The organism is Corallococcus sp. AB038B, assembly GCF_003668955.1.
Classification (GTDB): domain Bacteria; phylum Myxococcota; class Myxococcia; order Myxococcales; family Myxococcaceae; genus Corallococcus; species Corallococcus exiguus.
This window is the reverse complement of record NZ_RAWO01000001.1, coordinates 1,337,192-1,354,267: the sequence shown is the minus strand read 5'-3', so window position 1 is coordinate 1,354,267 and position 17,076 is coordinate 1,337,192. Positions and strand designations below refer to the sequence as shown.

The following is a 17,076-nucleotide window of genomic DNA, read 5'->3' as shown; positions in this document are numbered from 1 at the left end:
AAGCTCACTGCGCCGGGCTGGACTCCCCGCCTGGCACCCACGCGATGTCCAGCGAGCGCGTGTCCCGGAAGGGCGCGCGCCGCTCGGAGCCTCCGAAACGCAGCACCACGCCGCCCTCCACCCGCACCACGTGCGAGCCCGCCTCCGGACGGCCGCCGCCACGCGCCACGGCCAACGGGAAGTAGACCTCCAGGGGGACTGCGCCCTTGCCGTCCAGGGGCACGCCCATGACCTGCTCGCCCGTGGCCACGCGCCGTCCGTCCACGCGCAGGTCGAAGTCCACGCGGGTGAGCGTGGCCGCGTCCGAGGACGGGTTCCCCACCTGGAGCTTCAGCGTGAGCGCCCCGCTGCCGTCGCGCGTGAAGGCCACGTCCATCGCCTCCACCCGCACCGCCTCGTCGTAGGCGCGCGGGCGGAAGGGCACCACGCCCAGGCAGCCAGACAGGCAGGAGATGCCGGCCAGGCCCAGCCCGAGCACCGCCCGGCGCGAGCGCATCAGCCGCCCAGCAGAGGCTGCAGCGCCTCCACCGTCAGGGGCCAGCCCGCTCGGCGCGCCAGCACCTCCAGCGCCTTGATGAACTCCCCCGCGGACTGGAAGCGGCGGGCCCGGTCCGCGAACAGCGCCTTGCGCGCCACCCGCGCCGCGTAGTCCGGCAGGTCCGGAGACAACGTGGACAAGAGCGGCACGCGCGCGTCGCGCACCAGGTGCATCAGCTGCGCCTCGTTGTCGCCATTGAAGAGGCGGCGGCCAGCCCACAGCTCCCAGAGGATGACGCCCACCGCGTACAGGTCCGTGCGGGCGTCCACCGCCTGCCCCAGCACCTGCTCCGGGCTCATGTACGGCAGCGTGCCGCGCAGCGCGCCGGAGTCGCCGCGGATCATCCCCTCGACCTCCGCCACGCCGAAGTCGGTGAGCTTCACGTCGCCCTGGACGCCCAGGAGCACGTTGGCGGGGTTCACGTCGCGGTGGACGATGGTGGCGCCGTTCTCCCCCACCTTGGCGCGGTGGATGTAGTCCAGCGCCTTGAGGATGCACCACGCGATGTAGCAGGCGGACTCCGGCGGCATCGCGGCGCCCGCCTTGATCAGCAGCTCCTGCATGTAGCCCAGCGTCCGGCCACTCACGAGCTCCTGCACCATGAGGTAGTCCGGCCCGGCGCGGAACAGCCGGAACGTCCGCACGATGTGCGCGTTGCGCAGGCGCACCGTCAGCTTCGCCTCGTCGACGAAGGCCTTCACATACGCGGGGTCGTTGCGGAAGGACGGGTGCAGCCGCTTGATGACCACTTCGTCGGGCTCGCCCGGGGAGCGCTGGGTCGCCTCACGGGGACGCGCCTGATACACCTCGGCCATGCCTCCGACCGCAAGCCGGCCGACCACTTCATAGCCACCCAGGTCCGGAGCTTCCGCCACGGGGCCAAGATTAACGCGGATCCGGGAGCGGCCCCACTATTCCGCCACCAGGGAGCTGAAGAGGGCCTCGTACTTCCGGGCGGACGCGGTCCATGAGAAGTCCTTCCCCATGCCCCGCACCTGGAAGTCCCCCAGCCGTGCGGGGTCCGCGTACAGGGAGAGCGCCCGGCGGATGGCGGCCAGGAGCGCCGAGCGGTGGAAGGACTCGAAGAGGATGCCGTTGCCGTCCAGCCCCCCCTCCACCGTGTCCACCAGTCCACCCGTGGCCCGGACGATGGGCACCGTGCCGTAGCGCAGTGAATACATCTGGTTCAGGCCGCACGGCTCGTAGCGGCTGGGCATGAGGAAGAAGTCCGACCCGGCTTCCACCAGATGTGACAACGCCGGGTCGAACCCGATGTGCACGCCCACCTGCTTCGGGTGGCGGGCCTGTAGCGCCCGCAGGCCCTCTTCCAGGGTCGGGTCGCCGTTGCCCACCGCCACGAACTTCAGGTCCCCCTGGAGCGCCGCGGGCAGCGTCTCCAGCAGCAGGTCCACGCCCTTCTGCCACGCCAGCCGGCTGACGATGCCGAACACCGGCGCGTTGCCTTCCGTGGGCAGGCCGAAGTGCTCCAGCAGGGCTCGCTTGCACATCGCCTTGCCCGTCATGTCCTCCGGGCCGTAGCGCGCGGGCAGGAAGGAGTCGGTGTGGGGGTTCCACTCGTGCGCGTCGATGCCGTTGATGATGCCGGTGAGCGCGTGCGAGCGGCGGCGCAGCAGGCCATCCAGCCCGTAGCCCTGCTCCGGCGTCTGGATTTCGCGCGCGTAGGTGGGCGACACGGTGGTGAGCGCCTCCGAGTAGACGAGCCCCGCCTTGAGGAAGTTGACGTGGTCGTAGAACTCCACGCCCTCCGGCGTGAAGAGGTCCCACGGCAGCCCCAGGTCCTCCATGGTCCGCTTGGGGAACTGCCCCTGGTAGGCCAGGTTGTGGATGGTGAAGACGCACTTCGCCTTCGCGAGCGGCGTGCCCTGGAAGCCGCGGCGCAGGGCCACCGGGACGAGGCCCGTCTGCCAGTCGTGCAGGTGGATGATGTCCGGGAAGAAGCGCAGGCGCTGCGCGGCCTGGAGCGCTCCCACGCACAGGTAGGCGAAGCGGCGGGGGTTGTCCGCGAACTCGCCACCCGCGTCGCCGTAGAGGCCCTTGCGGCCGCCGTAGAAGGCCTCGTTCTCCAGGAAGAGGACCTCCAGGCGTTCGGAGAGGCGCGCGGACAGGATGGGGCCGCCTGACTCACCGAAGGGGAAGCGCAGCACCAGGGACTGGCCGGTGGGCAGCAAGTGTCCGGTGTTGCGCACGTCCTGGTAGCGGGGCGTGACGATCTTCACGTCATGCCCCAGCCCGGCGAGCGCCGTGGGCAGGGCCCCGGCCACGTCGCCCAGTCCCCCCGTCTTCGAGAAGGGGGTGACCTCCGAGGCGATGAAGAGGATCTTCATGAGTCCCGCCATTGCGTGCGAGTCCCGACAGGGAGTCAACCGCGAACGTGCGCGCCGGGGCCGTGTTTCCTATGGTGCGCCGCGTGACGAATATCCCTCCCGACCCCATCCAGCGCTTCGCCGACCTCTTCGCCCAGGCGAAGGCCGCCATCCCCGTGGACCCGAACGCCATGGTGGTCGCGTCCGTGGACGACCAGGGCCGACCCAGTTCACGCGTGGTGCTGCTCAAGGACTTCGATGCGCGGGGCTTCGTCTTCTTCACCAACTTCCACAGCCGCAAGGGGCGTCAGCTCCGTGCGCATCCGTACGCGGCGCTGTGCTTCTTCTGGCAGCCCCTGGAGCAGCAGGTGCGCATCGAGGGCCGGGTGGAACAGGTGACGGACGCGGAGGCGGACGCGTACTTCCAGAGCCGCGCGCGCGGCAGCCAGATTGGCGCGTGGGCCAGCCTCCAGAGTGAAGAACTGCCCTCGCGCGAGCTGTTGGAGCAGCGCGTGGCGGAGGTGGAGGCGCGCTTCCAGGGCCGCGAGGTGGAGCGCCCGTCGCACTGGAGCGGCTTCCGCGTGGTGCCGGACCGCATCGAGTTCTGGCACGCCCGCCCCAGCCGGTTGCACGAGCGCAACGTGTACCTGCGCGACGGCGCGGGCTGGAAGACGCAGCTGCTGTTCCCTTGAAACAAGTCCTCAAGGCACGCGGTGCTCGCGGAAGATAACGCGCAGCACGTACGTGCCCGCAGGAGCCTCCACCCGCACGAAGTCCCTCGCGTGCGGCGTCTGCTGCGTCAGCGTGCCTCCCGTGGCCTGCTTCTCCCAGGCCACCAGCGCCAGGTCGTCCACCGCCGTCACGCCCTGGCCGGACTTCGGGGGCACGGTGTTGAGCGTCAGGTCCAACGCCCAGGGCGCGTTCCACAGGTCCGGCTTCGGCGGATCCGCGGGGAAGTGCAGGTCCTCCGCCACCAGCGTCCAGTCGTAGGTGCCACCGTCGTGGCGCAGCAGCGTCTGCTCGCCGAAGAGCGTGTAGGACTCCACGGGCAGGTACTGCACCTTCGCGGAGAAGGCTCCGCCGCCCTGCCCCTTCAGCCACGCCACCGCCGTGAGGTCCCGGTTGGGCGGCCCTTCCGCGAAGCCCGGCGGACGGAAGCGGTTGACCAGCTTCACCGCCGCGCTCCGTGAGTCGCTGGCCGCACGCCGCTGGCAGAGCGCCGCCGCGCCCCGATGCGGACCGTCCTGGCACACGTAGCCGGCGTTCGGGCCCACGCTCCAGCGCGGCGCCTCGTTGGCGTCGTCGTCCACGTCGTGGTCCTCGAAGTCGCCGTGCAGGAGCACGTCCCGCCCGGCCTTGAGCTTCGCGCCCGTCACGTCCGCGCCCGTGAGCTTCGCCACCGCCACGGACTCCCCTTCATGGCGCAGGGGCCGCAGGTCCACCGTGGCGCGGCCGTTCGCGTCCACCGTCACCGGCACGTCCACGGTGCGCTCGCTCACCGCCGCGTGTTTGTCCTCCGGGAGCAGTTCGCCCCAGGAGGGTTGGGGCACCAGCTCCACGCCGCCCTCGCGGGACAGCTCCGCCAGGTTGCGCAGGAAGCTCTCCGCCAGGTCGCCCGCGACGGGCCGGGGGCGGTAGTCCTCGATGTACACGGGCACCGCTCGGGCCCGGTCCACGCGCGTGCCCTTGGCCTCCACCTCCGCCATCAGGCCCACCATCGTCTCCATGCGGTCCTGGTCGAAGGCGAAGTTGCCCAGCGACTGCGCCATCAACACGCCCTCGTGGCGCGCGAAGCCCTGCGGGATGTGCGGGTGGTGCGCGATGACGAGCCCCGCGCCCGCGTCCACCAGGTCGCGCATCCGCTGCGCCGTCGGAGTGGAGGGCCGGACGCTGTACTCGACGCCGGTGTGCAGCACCGCCACCGGCACGCGTCCCTGCGCCTTCTCCGCGGCCAGCAACGCGGACGCCCGCGTCAGGTTCCTCGCGTCCGCCGCGCCGCCCTGGTTGGGGCCCGCGACGTACTGCTGATCATGCGCGCTGCCGGTGATGGAGCACATGGACACCAGGCTGTAGTTCGCGCCCGCGAGCGACACGCGCGCCGGCATGAAGGCCTGGTCCTCGTTCTGGCCCGCGCCGCTGAAGGCCATGCCCGTCGCGGCCACGTGCGTGAGCGTGTCCTCCAGTCCCGGCGCCAGGTAGTCGTAGACGTGGTTGTTGCCCAGGCTCACGTAGTCCACGCCCAGCCACGGCAGCGCGGGCAGCGAGCCGGGCAGCGTGAAGAACGCATAGGCCTTCTCGTCGTGGGGCGTCGCCGGATGATCCGTCACCGGCGTCTCCAGGTTCACGGCCCGGAAGTCCGCCGCCTGGAAGTAGGGCCGCACGTGCGTGAAGACGGCCTTCGTGCCCGGCAACGGATCCGACACGCGGATGAGCGCCGCAGGGTCGTCTGGCGGCATCTGGTTGCGCGGCGTGGTGTCGTCCGGGTCGAGGAAGCGCCGGCCCAGCGACACGTCGCCCGCGAAGAGCATCCGCACGCCGTCCTTCGGAGACAGGCGCACCGGCGGCAACGTCACGCGCTTCTCCGTCAGGCTCCGGCGCAGCTCCACCGCGACCACCGCCGGGCGGAAGCCCTCCGCCTCCACCGTGAGCAACCGGTTGTGACGGGGCAGCACGGGAAACCGGAAGTGTCCGGTCGCGTTCGTGCGCGCCCGCGCGTCCCCCACCTTCACCACGACGTCCGCCACCGGCGTGCCCGCCGTGGAGACCAGCGAGCCCTCCAGCGCGATGCCGGTGCAGGCGTAGTCATGGCGCGCGGTCCGCTCGGCTTCGGGCACGGTGGCGTCCGCCGCGGGCTCCGGCGCGCAGGCCGTCAGCACCGGATCCTCTTCTGGCGGTGGCGGCTCTTCCGCCGTCTCGTCGGGAGGCGGCTCTTCCTCCGGCGGTGGCTCGGGAGGCGGGGGTTCTTCCTTGGGCGGGTCGTCCGGAGGCGTCACCGGCGTCGCCGGTTCGTCCCCCGGCGTCACGGCCTCCTGGCCGCTCTTCGGCGTGGAAGCGCCCGGACCACACGCCACGAGACACGCCGCCACCCACACCGTGGGCCACCACCACCGCCACGCCATCCCACCCCTCCGCCGCGGACTTCCTCGCGACGAGATGGGGACGGCGGCAGGCAGGCGCCAGCGACGGCCTCGTCCCCAGGGGCTGCCTGCCTGCCCCCGGGGGCCGGGGCGTGTTCACCCGGCGACAGCGAGCATGTCCCTTCAGGTCACTACCAAGGCACTTCCGCGCCCTCGTAGTCGAAGAACCGGCCGGAGTGCTCCAGCGAGACGCTGTCGATGACCCGCAGCATCCCGCGCACGGACTCCTCCGCCGGCAGCGGCGCGTCCTGCCCGCCCATGTCCGTCTGCACCCAACCCGGATGCAGCAGCACGCACGCCAGGCCTTCGCGGCGCAGGTCGTTGGACATGGAGCGCACGCCCATGTTCAGCGCGGCCTTGGACATGCGGTAGGCGTACGCGCCGCCCTCCGTGTTGCTGGAGAGCGACCCCATGCGGGACGTGACGTGCGCCACCTTGCGTCCCGCGCCGTGCCGCAGCGCGGGCAGTAGCGCGGAGGTGATGCGCAGCGGCCCGAGCGCGTTCACCTCGATGGTGCGCGCCAGGTCCTCGTAGTCCAACTCATTCAGCCCCACCCACTGGCCGGACACGCCCGCGTTGTTGATGAGCACGTCCACCGGCTCGCGGCAGATGCGCTCCGCGAAGGCCTGGACGCTTTCCGCGCGGGTGACATCCAGTGGATGGATCCTCAGGCGGCTGCCGGCCTCCAGCAGCAGCGGCTCCAGCCGGCGCGCCAGTTCCGGGGCACGCACCCCTGCATCCACCGTTTCTCCCCGCCGCAGCAGTTGCTGCACGAATTCGAAACCGATGCCACGGCTCGCTCCCGTGATGACATAGCGCATGCCTTTATTAACGCGCCGGGAGGCTCTCCTTGGCAAAGCTCTTGCCTTCGCACTAAGGCGCCCGGGGTTGCTCACCTCACGACAAGCCCGGGAGTAGGACGACATGACGGTCGCGGTCATTGGGGGAGGCATCACCGGACTGGCGCTGGCCTATCAATTGCGGGCTCGCGGTACTGCTGCCGTGGTGCTGGAGTCGACGTCACGCGTGGGTGGAAACGTGCAGACCCACGCCCGCGAGGGCTACCTATTGGAGGCCGGACCCAACAGCTTCCTGGACCGGGAGCCCACGACGCGTGAACTGGCGGACGTGCTCGGAGTGTCATCCCGAATTCGTTCGGCGGATGCAGCGGCAAAAAACCGTTACATCTACACACGCGGCGCCCTGCGGGCCCTGCCCACGTCGCCTCCAGCGTTCCTGAAATCCGACATCCTTCCCCTTGCTTCCCGCCTGCGGGTGGTGGGGGAGCTGTTCAGCGGACGCAACCCCACGGGTGCGGACGAGTCCCTGGCCCGGCTGGGGCGGCGCCACCTGGGGCGCGAGGCGACGGCGGTGCTGCTGGACGCGATGCAGACGGGCACCTACGCGGGCGACCCGGAGCAGCTCAGCGCGGAGGCCACGTTCCCGCAACTCGTGAAATTCGAGCGGGAGCACCGCAGCCTCATCCTGGGAGCCATCCGTGCGCAGCGCGCGGCGCGACAGGCGAAGGGCTCGGGCGCGGTGGAGACAGGCCCCCGGCTCACCGGGCAGATGAGCACGTTCGACGGCGGCCTGGGCGTGCTGGTGGACGCGCTGGCGAAGGCGCTGGGCGACAGCGTGCACACGGATGCGAAGGTGGAGGGACTGGAGCGCTCGGCGGACGGCTGGAAGGTGCGGTACCAGGAGCGGGGCCAGTCGGCGGAGCTGAGCGCGACGCATGTGGTGCTGGCGGTGCCCGCGCACGTGGCGGCTTCGCTCGTGCGCCCTTTGGACGCGGAGCTGGCGGAGAAGGCGGACGCCATCCCGTACGCGCCCATCGCCGTGGTGCACCTGGGCTTCGCGCCGGGGACGGTGCCGAAGCCGGACGGATTCGGGTTCCTGGTGCCGGCGGTGGAGGGCACCGCGATGCTGGGCACCATCCATGTCTCCACCACGTTCCCCTTCCGCGTGGAGGGCGGGCGCGTGCTGCTGACGTGCCTGATGGGCGGCGCTCGCCGGCCGGAGGTCGTCTCCCGGGATGAGGACGCGCTGGTGGCACTGGCTCGCGAGGAGCTGAAGACGATGGCGGGGCTCACCGCGACGCCGGAGCTGACGGCGGTGTTCCGCTGGCCGCGCGGGATTCCCCAGTACACCGTGGGCCACCTGGAGCGACTGGCGTCGATGGAGGAGCGGCTGAAGCGCTGGCCTGGCCTGCACCTCACCGGCAACGCGTACCGGGGTGTGGGCGTCAACGACTGCCTCAAGGAGGCGGCTCGACTGGCGGAGGCACTGGGAGGGCCGGCGGCGGGAGCCACCCGGAGCGCCTGAGCGACCGCTCACCCGGAGACAGCGACGGCCGGGGGCAACCCTCCCTGGAGGGTCCCTGGGTCGATGCCAGAGTTCGTGGGCATGTTTCATGGACACTGGAGAAGCCCCCCATGTTCTCACTGCGCTCGCCGCTCTTGTTCGTGCTCGCCGTCCTCTTCTTCCCCGCGGTCCTCGCCGGGACGTTCGTCCTGGACCTCGTCCCCGCGCCCATCCCCCAGCGGTAGGACGCGGGACGGTGTAGCCTTCCGCCTCCGCATGCAGGAGACGTCGCAGGAAGGCTCCATCGTTCGCGCCACGCTGCGCGCGCTCGTCGCGCCGTGGCGGTTGGCCCCCATCGTCCTGGTGTCCATTCCGCTGCTCGCGGCCCAGGTGCGCTGGAGCGTGGATCCTCGCGCGTTCTGGATTGGCCTCCTGCTGTGCCTGATGTGCGTCGCGGTGGCGCCCGTGTCGTACCGGGTGCTGTTCCCGGAAGGGCTGGACCTGAGCCACGGCGGCATCCGCTTGTTGCTCTACGCGGCGGTGGGCAGCGGCGTGGTGCTGTCGGTGGGCTACGCCCTGCCGCGCGTCACGCTGATGCAGGACATGTTCCTGTCGGAGCCGTACAACCTGGCCATCTGCGGCGGCCTGTTCCTCGTCGCGGGCTGGGGGTTGGGGCGGGACATCGGCTTCGAGGAGACGCTGGCCCGTGAGCGGGCCCGCGCCACCCGCTTCGCCTGGGAGGCCGAGCAGGCGCAGCTGCTGGCGATCCGCAGCCACCTGGATCCGCACTTCCTCTTCAACACGCTGAACGCCATCGCGGAGTGGTGCCGCGAGGACGGCGCCGTCGCCGAGGCCGCGGTGCTGCGGCTGTCCACGATGCTCCGCTCGGTGCTCGCGGGCGTGCGCAGCGTCACCTGGCCGCTGTCGCAGGAGCTGGAGCTGATGCGCACGCTCTTCGACCTGCACCTCTTGCGCGACCCGGACCTGTTCCAGCTGCGCATGGACGTGGCGGACGGGCTTGCGGACGTGCCCGTGCCGCCGCTGTTGCTCCTGCCCCTGGCGGAGAACGCGGTGAAGCACGGCCCGGCGGCCGGCCACCGGGGCCCGCTGAGCGTGGAGGTTGCCACGCGCGAGGGGGCGGTGGTGGTGACCCTCGACAACCCGGGCGCGTCCAAGGGCCCGCGCGAAGGCAGCGTGGGCCTGCCCACCGTGGAGCGGCGGCTGGCGCTGGCCTATGGCGGCCATGCGCTCCTGTCCTTGGAGAGCGCCGACGGGCGCACCCGTGTCACCGTCACCCTGCCCCGCCAGGGCCCCCAACCCGGAGTCCTCACGTGAGAGAGCCCCTGCGCGTCCTCATCGCCGACGATGAACTGCTGGCCAGGAAGCGCCTGTCCCGCCTGCTGGCCGCGCTGCCGGACGTGAGCGTCTGCGGCGAGGCGGTGGATGGGGACTCCGTGCTCGCGGCGGTGCGCGCGGGCGGCGTGGACGTGGTGCTGCTGGACATCCACATGCCGGGCCTGAGCGGGCTGGACGCGATGGCGCTGCTGCCGGAAGGCGGGCCCCACGTCATCTTCTGCACCGCCCACGCGGAGCACGCGGTGAACGCTTTCGAGCACGGCGCGGTGGACTACGTTCTCAAGCCCGTGGAGGCGGCGCGGCTGCAGAAGGCGCTGGAGCGCGCGCGGGCGCGAGTGCCGGCGCGGGTGAAGGCACCTGCCGCGACGGCGCCGACGGTAGTGGCGGAGAAGCCGGCACTGACACGGCTGCCCATCCCGACGCGGCAGGGGCTGGTGCTGGTGTCACCGGACGCCATCTCCCACGCGTCGCTGGAGGACGAGCTGGTGACGGTGTTCACCGCGCAGGGCGACTACCTCACCGACTTCACGCTCAACGAACTGGCGGACAAGCTGCCTCCGGAGCACTTCCACCGGGTGCACCGCCGCGCGCTGCTCAACCTGTCCCACGTGACGCGACTGGAGCCGCTGGAGACGGGTGGCTATCTGGCGCGTACGGCGCGGGGCCACTCGGTGGAGGTGAGCCGCCAGTCCGCGCGCGAGCTGCGCCGCATGCTGGGCCTGCGCAAGGGCGCGGAGGACGAGGGCTGAGCCCGCTCTGCGCGCGCGGCACGGCTTCCGTGCTGGCGCGCGCATCGTGCAGACACATCCCGCGCGTCATCCGTCGCGGGCTGGCGCCAGCAACGGCGGGGCAGGCGCGGCGAGCGCACCCGCCTCGACACCGAGCGCCTCAGTTCCAGACGAACAGCCGGTGCACCTGCGCCGCGTCGTCGCCCAGCGTGTCCGTCAGGGCCTGCTTCGCGGGGCCGGGCAGCTCCACGCCGCCTCGCGCGCAGCGGGCCGCATCCTCCACGGCGAAGGCGGGCGCATTGCAGAACGCGTCCTGCCAGCGCGACATGAGCGAGGCGAAGAAGGTCTGCTCGTAGCCGCGCAGCTGGCCGTCCAGCCAGCCCTCCTTGTTGGGCCGCTGGAACACCTGCGGGCGCACGCCGCCGGGCTCGAAGGTGATGTTGTGCTCGTAGCCAGAGGCCTCGATGGAGTTCTCCGCCTTCACCGCCAGCGGCGCGTGCTGCTCCTGGAGGATGCCCTGGGCCACCACCGCGAAGCTGTACTCCACGCCCCGCCGCTGCGCGTGGTAGTCGAACGAGCGCGACACGTCGCGGTACTTCGTCACCTCGACCGTCGTCTTGTACTCCACCGTCTTCGTCTGGCGGACCAGGCGCTTCTTCATCACGCCCTTCTCCTCGTAGGACTCCTCCACCGAATACGGCACCTCCGCCGTCGCGGTGCGGTCCTCGTGGTCCGTGTACGGCACGCGCTCCGTCCACGGCGCCGTCAGCTGCACGGGCTCGACGGTGCGCCGCTCGCGCAGGCTCCCGGCGATGGTCATCGGCGCGTGGCGCTGGGACGCCTCCGAGTACCAGGGCGAGGCCTCGAACGCGCCCGACAGCCGCGTCATCAGGTACTGCACGACGTCATTGCTGATGCCATCCACGGACACCTGCCACGTGGGCACGCCCAGCGCCTCCGGGAACATCCCCGCGCGCGGCGCCGACTGCTGGTAGTGCCCGCAGTAGCGCGACACCAGCTCCGTCCAGTGCTGCGCGCCGCCGGACAGCGACTGCTTCAGCTTCGCGCACGTCGCCACGCCGCCCTGCGCCACCGCCTCCTCCACGTCGCGGCGGATGGGCGCCATCTCCGGTTGGGCCAGGAGCACGCGCTTGCGGTCCAGGTGCGACTCCGCCGTCAGCGCGTTGCCCAGCTTCGCCGGGTCGATGATGAGCTGGCGCAGGTGCCGGTGCGTGCCCGCCATCTCCTCCAGGAGCGAGCTCTCCATGCCGCCATCCAGCTTGGAGTTCCACTTCACCCTGTAGGTGAAGAACTGCTCCAGGTTCACTTCCGCGTCCTCGTCCCGCCCCTCCACCCGAGCCTGACGCGCCTGGGTGAGCAACTGCGAGAGGCCGCGCCAACGCAGGTCATCCAGCGACGCGCGATACTCGGGGTTGTTGGGCTCGTCATTGACGAGCTTCACGTAGACCTCGGCCGCCTCCACGAAGCGGCCCTTCTCCGCCAGGTCGTTGGCGTGGCCCCGGGTGGTCGAGCACGCGGTCAGTGCCCCCGCGCACAGCAGCGCTGGGACGAGGAAGGACTTCCGGCGGGCGCCGGAGCGGAACGAAGCAAAGAGCGAGGCAATCACGGGAACGGCACCCTTCAGCGCGAGGCACGAGGCCTCGCCGGCTGACCTTCAGGATGGCCGGATTATTCACCGCGACAGCCCCGTCCCGACAAGGCCCCCAGGCTCCGGGGCACGTCAGCGCTCCACCGGCCAGGTGTGCACCGGCAGCCCCTCCTCCGACAGCTCCAGGTAGCGCTCCAGCAGGGCCGCCAGCGCGTCCTGGCGGGGCATGTGGGCCTCCAGCCGCTCCAGCACCGCCCGCTGCCAGCGCGACCCGGTCCGCTGAATCGCCACGCGCCGGGCGATGATGTCCAGGAGCCCGTCCGCCTCCGAGGCCTCCACTCCGGCCTCCAGCAGCCCGCGCCTCGCCACGGGCAAGAGCTGCTTCACCAGCTCCACCGCCGGCATCACCCGAGGGCTGGGCGCGGTCTCCGCTGGCCACAGCAACGTCGCGCCCAGGCCGTAGTGCGCCGCCTGCTTGAAGTTGCGCCGCGCCTGCCAGAAGGGCAGCGCCGGCAGCAGCGCGTCCACCCGCTCCGCGAGCCCCAACGTCAGCCCCAGCATGAACGCGCCGTTGGCCACCATGTCCACCGGTGTGGGGCCGGACGGCAGCGCTCGGAACTCGATGCGCACGTGGCCTTCCCCGTGCGGATCATAGATGGCCCGGTTCCATGACCAGACCGTCCCGTGGTGCAGCCGCAGCTCCTCCAGCTTGGGCAGGCCGCCAGCGGCCACCACCTCCAGCGGGGACTCCTGCCCCATCACCGGCAGGAGCGCCGGATGGAGCGCCACGGCCTCCGCGAACAGCTCGTGCAGGCCCTCGCGCACCCAGCCGTGTCCGAACGTCACGCGCGGGTGCAGGTGCGCGGCCTCGTCACTGTCGCTGCGGTCGTCGGTGGCCTGCTGGAAGAGCGCCACGCGCGTCTCCTCCCACAGCCGCTTGCCCAGGAACAGCGGCGAGTTTCCGCACGCGGCCAGCACCGGCCCGGTGGCCAGCTGCGCGGCGTTGTACACGCGCGCGAAGTCCTCCGGATCCACGCGCAGGTGGAACTGGAGCGACGTGTTCGCCCCCTCCAGCGTCACGTCCTCCCAGGTGAGGTTGAGCGTGTCGTCGCCCGCGATGGCCACCTGGAAGGGCCCGTCGCGCCGCTTGCGGATGGCCGAGGCCAGCGCCCGGTAGCGCGGCTGCGGCGTGAGCGCGTTCTTCCCCAGGTCCGCCTGCCGCAGCGTGGGCAGGATTCCCACGGTCGCCACGCGCGCGCCCTCCGTCGCCGCCGTGCGCCTCAGCTCCGCCAACACCTCGTCCAGCTGGGCCTGGAGCCCGGTGAACGGCCGCCCCGCGAGCAACGAGGGGCGCAGGTTCATCTCCATGTTGAAGCGGTTGAGCTCCAGCGTCAGCCGGTCGTCCTTCGACTTCGCCAGCACCTGCTGGTTCACCGGCAGCGGCGAACCCGCGCCGTCCACCAGCGCCACCTCCAGCTCCGCGCCCATCGTCGCGGGCCCCACGCCAAAGCCCGGGCGCTGGAGCACCTGTCGCAGCGCCTCCAGGCTCTCCGCGAGCCGCTCCACGAACCGCGCGTGCTCCTCCGGCGTGAACTCCTCCTGCTGGATGGCCAGACCCATAGGCCCTCCACGATTGGCACGACGCGGCGCACTGGCACGCGCGGTGTCAGCCGCTGGACGCCGCAACGCACCGGGAACCCCGCCCGCCTCCCACACGCGCTCCCTCGTCCGCCCCCCAGGCCGGCGGACCCGGGTGCGTCCGCGCAGGGTGTGTTATCCCAGGTCCCGTCATGCCGGACGCCACCGTCAACCTCTACGACCTGCCCCGCCCCGCGCTGGACGCGCGGCTCGCCGGCTGGGGCTTCAGCCCCCAGTACCGAGAGCGCGTGTGGACGGGCCTGTACCGCGACGGCGTCACCGCGACAGGCGATGTGCAGGGACTGCGCCCGGACCTCCAGACCGTGCTCCAGGAGCGAGCGCACCTGGGCACGCTCGCCACGCATCACGAGAGCTTCAGCAGCGACGGGCTCACCCACAAGCTGCTCTTGCGCCTGCACGACGCGCAGACCATTGAAACGGTGCTGATGCGCTTCAAGGGCCGCGCCACCGTGTGCGTGAGCACGCAGGCCGGGTGCGCCATGGGCTGCGTCTTCTGCGCCACCGGACAGATGGGGCTGTCACGCCACCTGACGCCGGGCGAAATCGTGGGCCAGGTGCTCCACGTCACGCGCGTCCTGCGCGCGCAAGGGGAGGCGCTGCGGAACATCGTGCTCATGGGCATGGGCGAGCCCCTGCACAACTACGAGCACACCATGGCCGCGGTGGACATCCTCGTGGACCCCAAGGGCCTGGCGCTCGCGCCGCGCTTCATCACCCTGTCCACCGTGGGCGTGGTGCCCGGCATCCTCCGGCTCGCGGACGAGGCGCGTCCGGTACAGCTCGCGGTGAGCCTCCACGGCGCCACGGACGCGGAGCGCGCCGCGCTGGTGCCCGCGGGACGCCGCTGGCCGCTCAATGAGCTGATGGACGCGTGCCGCTACTACGTGGCGAAGCGCAAGCGCCGCATCTTCTTCGAGTGGACGCTCATCTCCGGCCGCAACGACACCGCGGAGCACGCGCACCATCTGGGGAAGCTGCTGCACGGGATGGACGCGCACGTGAACGTCATCCCGCTCAACCCCACGGTGGGCTACGACGGCGGTCCCAGCGTCCCCGACGCGGTGCGTGCGTTCCAGGACGTGCTCACGTCGTACGGCGTGCCCAGCACGGTGCGCCAACGTCGCGGTATCGACATCGACGCGGGCTGCGGCCAGCTTAAAGCCGCCGTGGAGCGCAAGCCCCGCCGCTCCCTTCCCGTCGCTTCCTGAGCAACGTGCGGGGTCGCACGGAACACCACCCGACCTGTCGTGTCACCCCGGAGCGCTAGCGTCCGCCCCGTCCGCACGCGCGTAACGAGGTGTGTGCGGCACGTGGATGTTCGGGGGCCCTTGCATGGCATGGGCTCGTGGGCACATTCTTCAAGACGGCTTCCACGCAACCCCAACGGCTTCTCTGGCGGAGGTGGGCAATGCTTTCCATCCAGGAGCACGGCACGGTGGAAGAGGCGAGCAGCAATCTGCTCGACTTCATCCTGATCCCCGACAACTGGCTTGAGCAGGCGCCTCCGCAGCCGGAGGGCTCCGCCACATGGCCGGCATCGGATACCCAGTACCAGCGCCGCGTGGGTACGCTGCGCATCTGTGCGTCGGTGGACGTGGCACCGTCGCTGGACGTGGTGCTCCACATCGCGTTCCGAGCGCCGGGGCTCACGCCGATCAAGGCGGCGGACCACCTGGAGAGCTTCCTCAAGCAGCGCCTGCCGCTGACGCCCAACAGCGAGTGGCAGGTGGAGGTGGACGAGCGCCGGTGGATCCACTTCTCGCGGCGCTACGCGGGCACGCACCTGCTGGCGTGACGGCTACGGCGCCAGCCGGTAGTGCCGCAGCGGCTGCGCCACGTTCTTCACCGGCGTTTCCGTGAGGGGGCCAAACTGGAGCTTGCGCACGAAGGGCTCCTGCGACTGCTTCAGCGCTTCGTGCACGCTCTCCATCACCAGCGTCTCGCGGAAGCCCGCCAGCGACTGCAGTCGCGCGGCCTGGTTCATGCCACTGGAGAACGCGGTGTAGTTGCGGTTGGGACCGAAGAGGCCGCAGTTCGCCGTGGCCAGGTTCACGCCCACCGACACGCCCAGGCCCGGCAGCTTCACCCGCTGGCACAGCGCGGCCACCTCCTCGCGTCCGCTCAGCTCCGCGGTGAAGGCCTGGATGTCCTGCGCGGCGCGCACGGCGGCCTCCGCGCGGCGCACGCGGTCCGTCTGGAAGAAGGGCGGACCGAAGAGGCCGATGACGCAGTCGCCCACCATCTTGTCGAACACGCCGCCGCGCTGCCAGATGCAGTCCACGGCGCGCGCGCTCCACTCGTCCACGAATCGGCCGATGCTGCGCGGGCTGTCGAAGCCCTGCTCGCAGATGCGGGTGAAGCCGTTGATGTCCGCGAACAGGATGCCCACCTCCTGCTCCTGCGCGCGCAGGTGCCGCGCGTAGTCCGGGTCCTCCAGCAGCGCGTCGATGGCCACCGTGGGGAAGAACTGCGACAGGTGGATGCGCTCGCGGTTGTAGTCCAGCAGGCGCTGGCTCAGCGTGGAGGCCAGCACGCGGATGAGGTCCATCGCGTACGCGGAGAAGCCCTCGTTGCTCCAGACGACAATCTTGCCCAGGGGCTCGCTGCGCGTGGCCGCGGAGATGAGCACCGCCTCCGTGCTGCGCCCGTCGAACAGGCGCTTGAGCACGCCCGCGTCACCGTGCAGAAGCCGCGTGCCGTGCTGGTGCAGCAGCGTCTCCAGCTGCGAGCCGGGCTGATCTCCGCTCTCGTACTCCAGCTGCCCGTGCCGGTACGAGCGGTAGTGCAGCACGTGCGGCTGCACGGCGTCGCGGTACAGGAGGAGGAAGCCCGGCAACCGCACCCGCTGCGCCAGCGTGCGCACCGCGTGGTCCATGCCCGCCTCGAAGACGGGGTTGGCCAGGTGCTCGTTGCACTGGAGGATGAGCTGGTGCTTCTCCGACGCGGTGTGGACCAGCATCAGCACCGTGTCCAGCTCCTCCGCCACCACGTCCAGCGCGCGCACGCGCTTCGCGGTGGTGCCCGCGTCACCGGGCGGCCCCGCGAAGAGCACGCCCAACGTGCCCACCGGTGAGCCCGCCACGTCCAGCGTCTGGGTGAGCAGCGTGCCCGTGTCGAGGGCGCTCAGGCCCATGGGCCCCGCCAGAAGACTCCCGGCGAAGACGCCGCCCCAGTCGCCCGCGCTCCAGGTCTGCTCCACCAGCTCCTCGTCGCGCGTGGTGACGGCGATGGCGCGCGCGCCCAGGTGCGAAAGCAGCGTGGGGAAGCAGCGCCGGAAGCACTGGGTGAGCGTCTCGCGCTCCCGCAGGCTCTCCTCCAGGAGGTCGTCCGTGACGCGCCCCAGCTGGCGCAGGTAGCGGTACTCGTCCAGGGACAACTCAACGGGTGGGGACGTGGGCGCCGGGGTCATGTGCGCCCCTTG

The 17,076-nt window shown here is 71.2% G+C and carries 14 protein-coding genes; 6 read left to right on the top strand and 8 right to left on the bottom strand.

The window, feature by feature from the left end; translation table 11 throughout:
• Window positions 1-4 precede the first annotated feature (4 nt).
• The 3 genes from D7Y04_RS05640 to glgA are packed head-to-tail and all read right to left on the bottom strand — an operon-like array spanning window position 5 to window position 2,883.
• Entirely contained in the window at window positions 5-496 is a 492-nt protein-coding gene (locus tag D7Y04_RS05640) for a hypothetical protein (protein WP_121758554.1), read from the bottom strand.
• Window positions 496-1,413 carry a serine/threonine-protein kinase gene (locus D7Y04_RS05635; RefSeq protein ID WP_121758553.1) on the bottom strand — a complete coding sequence of 306 codons (918 nt, stop codon included), beginning with the start codon at window positions 1,411-1,413 and terminating at the stop codon, window positions 496-498. The genes D7Y04_RS05640 and D7Y04_RS05635 overlap by 1 nt, the downstream gene beginning before the upstream one ends.
• A gap of 36 nt (window positions 1,414-1,449) precedes the next feature.
• On the bottom strand, window positions 1,450-2,883 hold the full coding sequence (glgA, locus tag D7Y04_RS05630) for a glycogen synthase GlgA (RefSeq protein ID WP_121759287.1): 1,434 nt from the start codon (window positions 2,881-2,883) through the stop codon (window positions 1,450-1,452).
• A gap of 71 nt (window positions 2,884-2,954) precedes the next feature.
• On the opposite strand from glgA, the gene pdxH reads away from it, so the two are divergent.
• Window positions 2,955-3,554 carry a pyridoxamine 5'-phosphate oxidase gene (gene pdxH, locus D7Y04_RS05625; RefSeq protein ID WP_121758552.1) on the top strand — a complete coding sequence of 200 codons (600 nt, stop codon included), beginning with the start codon at window positions 2,955-2,957 and terminating at the stop codon, window positions 3,552-3,554.
• 9 nt (window positions 3,555-3,563) lie between these two features.
• Here pdxH and D7Y04_RS05620 read toward each other — a convergent pair whose 3' ends face one another.
• Together D7Y04_RS05620 and D7Y04_RS05615 are read right to left on the bottom strand one after the other, a co-directional pair.
• Window positions 3,564-5,981, bottom strand: coding sequence for a CapA family protein (locus D7Y04_RS05620; protein WP_121758551.1), 2,418 nt, complete (start codon window positions 5,979-5,981; stop codon window positions 3,564-3,566).
• Between the two features lie 149 nt (window positions 5,982-6,130).
• A complete protein-coding gene (locus D7Y04_RS05615; RefSeq protein ID WP_120576571.1) occupies window positions 6,131-6,820 on the bottom strand; it encodes an SDR family oxidoreductase in 690 nt (229 codons plus the stop codon).
• Between the two features lie 103 nt (window positions 6,821-6,923).
• Here D7Y04_RS05615 and hemG point away from each other — a divergent pair, with 103 nt between their 5' ends.
• The 3 genes from hemG (at window position 6,924) to D7Y04_RS05600 (ending at window position 10,408) form a co-directional block, all read left to right on the top strand.
• Complete coding sequence (gene hemG, locus D7Y04_RS05610; protein ID WP_121758550.1) at window positions 6,924-8,324, top strand: protoporphyrinogen oxidase; 1,401 nt, start codon at window positions 6,924-6,926, stop codon at window positions 8,322-8,324.
• A gap of 255 nt (window positions 8,325-8,579) precedes the next feature.
• Complete coding sequence (locus D7Y04_RS05605) at window positions 8,580-9,638, top strand: sensor histidine kinase (RefSeq protein WP_121758549.1); 1,059 nt, start codon at window positions 8,580-8,582, stop codon at window positions 9,636-9,638.
• Complete coding sequence (locus D7Y04_RS05600) at window positions 9,635-10,408, top strand: LytTR family DNA-binding domain-containing protein (RefSeq protein WP_121758548.1); 774 nt, start codon at window positions 9,635-9,637, stop codon at window positions 10,406-10,408. The genes D7Y04_RS05605 and D7Y04_RS05600 overlap by 4 nt, the downstream gene beginning before the upstream one ends.
• Window positions 10,409-10,547: 139 nt before the next feature.
• Here the strand turns inward: D7Y04_RS05600 and D7Y04_RS05595 are convergent, their stop codons facing one another.
• Both D7Y04_RS05595 and D7Y04_RS05590 read right to left on the bottom strand, forming a co-directional pair.
• A complete protein-coding gene (locus tag D7Y04_RS05595) occupies window positions 10,548-12,014 on the bottom strand; it encodes a hypothetical protein (RefSeq protein ID WP_121758547.1) in 1,467 nt (488 codons plus the stop codon).
• Between the two features lie 114 nt (window positions 12,015-12,128).
• Window positions 12,129-13,616 carry a glutamate--cysteine ligase gene (locus D7Y04_RS05590; protein ID WP_121758546.1) on the bottom strand — a complete coding sequence of 496 codons (1,488 nt, stop codon included), beginning with the start codon at window positions 13,614-13,616 and terminating at the stop codon, window positions 12,129-12,131.
• 170 nt (window positions 13,617-13,786) lie between these two features.
• On the opposite strand from D7Y04_RS05590, the gene rlmN reads away from it, so the two are divergent.
• Window positions 13,787-14,863 (top strand): 23S rRNA (adenine(2503)-C(2))-methyltransferase RlmN, encoded by a 1,077-nt coding sequence (gene rlmN / locus D7Y04_RS05585; protein WP_120595391.1) that lies wholly within the window; start codon window positions 13,787-13,789, stop codon window positions 14,861-14,863.
• Window positions 14,864-15,063: 200 nt separating this feature from the next.
• Window positions 15,064-15,450, top strand: a complete 387-nt coding sequence (locus tag D7Y04_RS05580; protein WP_120595390.1) for a hypothetical protein — start codon at window positions 15,064-15,066, stop codon at window positions 15,448-15,450.
• 3 nt (window positions 15,451-15,453) lie between these two features.
• On the opposite strand, the gene D7Y04_RS05575 is transcribed toward D7Y04_RS05580, so the two are convergent.
• On the bottom strand, window positions 15,454-17,064 hold the full coding sequence (locus D7Y04_RS05575) for an adenylate/guanylate cyclase domain-containing protein (RefSeq protein ID WP_121758545.1): 1,611 nt from the start codon (window positions 17,062-17,064) through the stop codon (window positions 15,454-15,456).
• Window positions 17,065-17,076: the final 12 nt, after the last annotated feature.

Coding starts and splice junctions, on each gene's coding strand:
- D7Y04_RS05575 (WP_121758545.1), bottom strand. CDS start 17,064: ATGACCCCGGCGCCCACGTCCCCACCCGTTGAGTTGTCCCTGGACGAG.
- hemG (WP_121758550.1), top strand. CDS start 6,924: ATGACGGTCGCGGTCATTGGGGGAGGCATCACCGGACTGGCGCTGGCC.
- D7Y04_RS05605 (WP_121758549.1), top strand. CDS start 8,580: ATGCAGGAGACGTCGCAGGAAGGCTCCATCGTTCGCGCCACGCTGCGC.
- pdxH (WP_121758552.1), top strand. CDS start 2,955: ATGGTGCGCCGCGTGACGAATATCCCTCCCGACCCCATCCAGCGCTTC.
- glgA (WP_121759287.1), bottom strand. CDS start 2,883: ATGAAGATCCTCTTCATCGCCTCGGAGGTCACCCCCTTCTCGAAGACG.
- rlmN (WP_120595391.1), top strand. CDS start 13,787: ATGCCGGACGCCACCGTCAACCTCTACGACCTGCCCCGCCCCGCGCTG.
- D7Y04_RS05620 (WP_121758551.1), bottom strand. CDS start 5,981: ATGGCGTGGCGGTGGTGGTGGCCCACGGTGTGGGTGGCGGCGTGTCTC.
- D7Y04_RS05640 (WP_121758554.1), bottom strand. CDS start 496: ATGCGCTCGCGCCGGGCGGTGCTCGGGCTGGGCCTGGCCGGCATCTCC.
- D7Y04_RS05580 (WP_120595390.1), top strand. CDS start 15,064: ATGCTTTCCATCCAGGAGCACGGCACGGTGGAAGAGGCGAGCAGCAAT.
- D7Y04_RS05615 (WP_120576571.1), bottom strand. CDS start 6,820: ATGCGCTATGTCATCACGGGAGCGAGCCGTGGCATCGGTTTCGAATTC.
- D7Y04_RS05590 (WP_121758546.1), bottom strand. CDS start 13,616: ATGGGTCTGGCCATCCAGCAGGAGGAGTTCACGCCGGAGGAGCACGCG.